Raw genomic sequence first — 3,548 nt, forward strand, 5'->3', positions numbered from 1 at the left:
TTCACATGGTGTCGCAAACATCATGTGCAAGAAGTTTTCAGCATAGGAAAGGTTATTTTTTGGATAATTGAACGGCAAACCGTTGGAATAACGGTAACACATTGCCGCAATGGTCGGAATTTTGGAGATTAAGCGATAAATCGCAATTTTGCGGTGCTCAGGATTGGCAATATCCAAGCTGTCTTGATAGAAAGCAGACAAAGCGCCAACCACGCCAACCATCATCGCCATCGGATGCGCATCGCGACGGAAACCGCGGAAGAACCAAGTCAGCTGCTCATGCAGCATAGTATGGCGACCGACTGTGGCATCAAATTCTTTTTTCTGTTCAGGCGTAGGCAGTTCGCCGTAAATCAACAGATAGCAAACTTCCAAATAATCGGATTTTTCTGCAAGCTGCTCGATAGGATAACCACGGTAATACAACAGACCTTCATCGCCATCAATATAAGTGATTTTGGATTCACAACTTGCAGTTGATACGAATCCGGGGTCAAAGGAAAACAGACCTGTATTTTTAGTCAAAGTACGAATATCAACCACATCATGGCCGATACTTGCTTCCAATACTGGCAGCTCCAAGGTCTCTTGATTTGGGGTGGTGAGCTTGACTGATTTAGACATTCTTAAACTCCTTTGTAGGTTGGGGCTTTCGTTGCCGTCTAAGCGGCACGGTCTTTTTTTCAGACGGCCTCCGTATGGAAAGAGCTTGTTCGGATTGGCATCGCAAACAAGCTCTATAACACGTCATGCCTGTCTGATTTTTTTAAGCATGGGAATCAGGTGTTTCTTGTCCGTCGCCGAATGTCCGTTAATCAAGGCAAGCAATTCTTGGTCTTGAAATTCGAGGATTTCGGAAAATTCAGACAACTCCTGATCACTCAGGTGCTCGAATTCTTTTTCCATAAACCTGCCGAAGATTAAGTCTAATTCCAACAATCCCCGGCGGGTTTGAAAACGGATTTTCCGTTTGGCAATATCGTCAAAAACCATCATTTCTTAAACGGCTCGTTTCAACATAATCTCTTTAATCTTACCGATGGCTCGGGTCGGATTCAAGTGTTTAGGACATACGTCTACGCAGTTCATAATGGTGTGGCAACGGAACAAACGGTATGGGTCGTTCAGATTATCCAAACGCTCATTAGTGATGGTATCACGGCTATCCGCAATGAAACGGTAAGCATTCAGCAAGCCAGACGGACCAACGAATTTATCAGGATTCCACCAGAATGACGGGCAGGCAGTCGAACAGCAGGCGCACAAAATACACTCGTACAAACCGTCCAACTCTTTACGCTCTTCCTGAGTTTGCAGACGCTCTTTGTCCGCATCGATAGGGTTGTCGTTGACAACGTAAGGTTTGATTGAGTGATATTGTTTGAAGAACTGGGTCATATCCACAATCAGGTCGCGGATAACAGGCAGGCCTGGCAGAGGGCGGATTTTAACCGGCTGTTTCAGGCTGCGCAGATCGGTCAGACATGCCAAGCCGTTTTTACCGTTGATGTTCATACCGTCAGAACCGCAAATACCTTCGCGGCAAGAACGGCGGAAAGACAATGTATCGTCTTGTGCTTTCAGGCGCACTAAAGCGTCCAAAAGCTTAACGTCGGTTGGTTCCAATTCCAACTCGTAACGTTGCATATAAGGTTTGGCATCAACGTCCGGGTTGTAACGGTAAATTTCAAAACTCATTTTTTCCATGAGAAGTGTTCCTTTTCTCATAAACTGCTCAATGATTTTGTATTATGAATTCAAGCAGTTCAATGTGGGTATGGTTAGGTTTCAGACGGCCTTTAAGGTAAAGGCCGTCTGAAAACTCATCAATAAACGCGTTTAGCCGGTTTGATGTATTCCACGCTCAAAGGCTTGGTATGTACCGGTTTGTAAGACAAAGTATTGGTATCTGAATGATACAGGGTATGTTTCATCCAGTTTTCGTCATCGCGCTCAGGATGGTCGTCTGAAGCGTGTGCACCACGCGATTCTTTACGTGCTTCGGCAGACACCAAAGTCGCTTTCGCTACTTCAATCAGATTATCCAATTCCAAAGCTTCGATACGCGCGGTATTCCATACTTTGCTCTTGTCTTTGATTTCAGTACGTTTCACGCGCTCGGCAATCTCCATGATTTCTCGAACGCCTTTGCTCAGAATCTCATCGGTACGGAACACACCGGCATGCAGTTGTACGGAGCGTTGCAGTTCGCGACGCAATGCATCAACGTTTTCGCCACCGGTTTGATTGTCCAAACGCTCGATACGTTGGCGGGTCAATTCACCGGCATTAGCAGGCAGAGGTTTCCAGTCGCTTTGCTCTTTGATGAATTTAATCATACTGTCGCCGGCAGCTTTACCGAATACCACCAAGTCCAACAGGGAGTTGGTACCCAAGCGGTTCGCACCGTGTACGGAAGCACAAGCGCACTCACCTGCCGCATACAGACCTTTTACAGGTACTTCGTAATCTTCACCTTGTGGAACAACGACTTCGCCATGGTAGTTGGTCGGAATACCGCCCATCATGTAGTGGGTAGTCGGCACAACAGGAATCGGGTCTTTAATCGGGTCGATACCGGCAAACTGGATGGAAATTTCGCGGATGCCCGGCAGTTTTTCCATAATTTTTTCTGCACCGATATGGTCGATTTTCAACAATACGTGGTCTTTGTTTTTACCACAACCGCGACCTTCGTAGATTTCCATCGCCATCGCACGGGAAACCACGTCACGGGAGGCTAAGTCTTTTACGGTTGGAGCGTAACGTTCCATAAAGCGTTCGCCGTCGGCATTCAACAGAATACCGCCCTCACCACGCACACCCTCAGTAATCAATACACCGGCACCGGCTACACCAGTCGGATGGAATTGCCAGAATTCCATGTCTTCCAACGGAATACCTGCACGGGCACAAATACCCAAACCGTCACCGGTATTCATATAAGCATTGGTAGAAGAAGCATAAATACGGCCGCCACCACCGGTAGCAAACATCACAGCTTTAGCGTGGAAAATATAAACTTCGCCGGTTTCCATTTCCATGGCGGTTACACCGACTACGTCGCCGTTTTCATCACGAATCAAATCTTGCGCTGTCCATTCCACAAAGAATTGTGTATTGGCACGGACGTTTTGTTGGTACAAAGTATGCAACATCGCATGACCGGTACGGTCGGCAACAGCACATGCACGTTCTACCGCACGTTTACCGTGTTCTGCAGTATGGCCACCGAAAGGACGTTGGTAGATTTTGCCACTTTCCACACGGTCGAAAGGCATACCCATGTGCTCCAACTCAATTACTGCTTCAGGTGCTGCGCGACACATAAATTCAATCGCATCTTGGTCGCCCAGCCAGTCGGAACCTTTTACGGTATCGTACATATGCCAATCCCAACGGTCTTCCTGCACATTGCCCAATGAAGCAGAAATACCGCCTTGAGCCGCTACAGTATGAGAACGGGTTGGGAACACTTTAGACAAAACAGCACAATTCAGGCCGGATTTAGACAATTGGAGGGCTGCGCGTAAACCTGCACCACCACC

Annotated in this window: 4 protein-coding genes; all 4 read right to left on the reverse strand. The window is 47.2% G+C overall.

The features are described 5' to 3' along the window. Positions 1–624: citrate/2-methylcitrate synthase (locus tag ACTHSP_RS18875; RefSeq protein ID WP_440346670.1), on the reverse strand; the 624-nt coding region annotated here is incomplete at its 3' end. A gap of 123 nt (positions 625–747) precedes the next feature. Beyond that, positions 748–996 carry a succinate dehydrogenase assembly factor 2 gene (locus ACTHSP_RS18880; protein WP_314511464.1) on the reverse strand — a complete coding sequence of 83 codons (249 nt, stop codon included), beginning with the start codon at positions 994–996 and terminating at the stop codon, positions 748–750. Positions 997–999: 3 nt separating this feature from the next. Further along, a complete protein-coding gene (locus ACTHSP_RS18885; RefSeq protein ID WP_003678833.1) occupies positions 1,000–1,707 on the reverse strand; it encodes a succinate dehydrogenase iron-sulfur subunit in 708 nt (235 codons plus the stop codon). Between the two features lie 119 nt (positions 1,708–1,826). Further along, the coding region (sdhA, locus tag ACTHSP_RS18890) for a succinate dehydrogenase flavoprotein subunit (protein ID WP_440346671.1) at positions 1,827–3,548 on the reverse strand (1,722 nt) is incomplete at its 5' end.

The sequence above is a fragment of the Neisseria sp. P0001.S005 genome, from assembly GCF_051963715.1.

What these genes read in the sequence shown, in the direction of transcription:
- ACTHSP_RS18880 (WP_314511464.1), bottom strand. Translation starts at nt 996, where the DNA reads ATGATGGTTTTTGACGATATTGCCAAACGGAAAATCCGTTTTCAAACC.
- ACTHSP_RS18885 (WP_003678833.1), bottom strand. Translation starts at nt 1,707, where the DNA reads ATGGAAAAAATGAGTTTTGAAATTTACCGTTACAACCCGGACGTTGAT.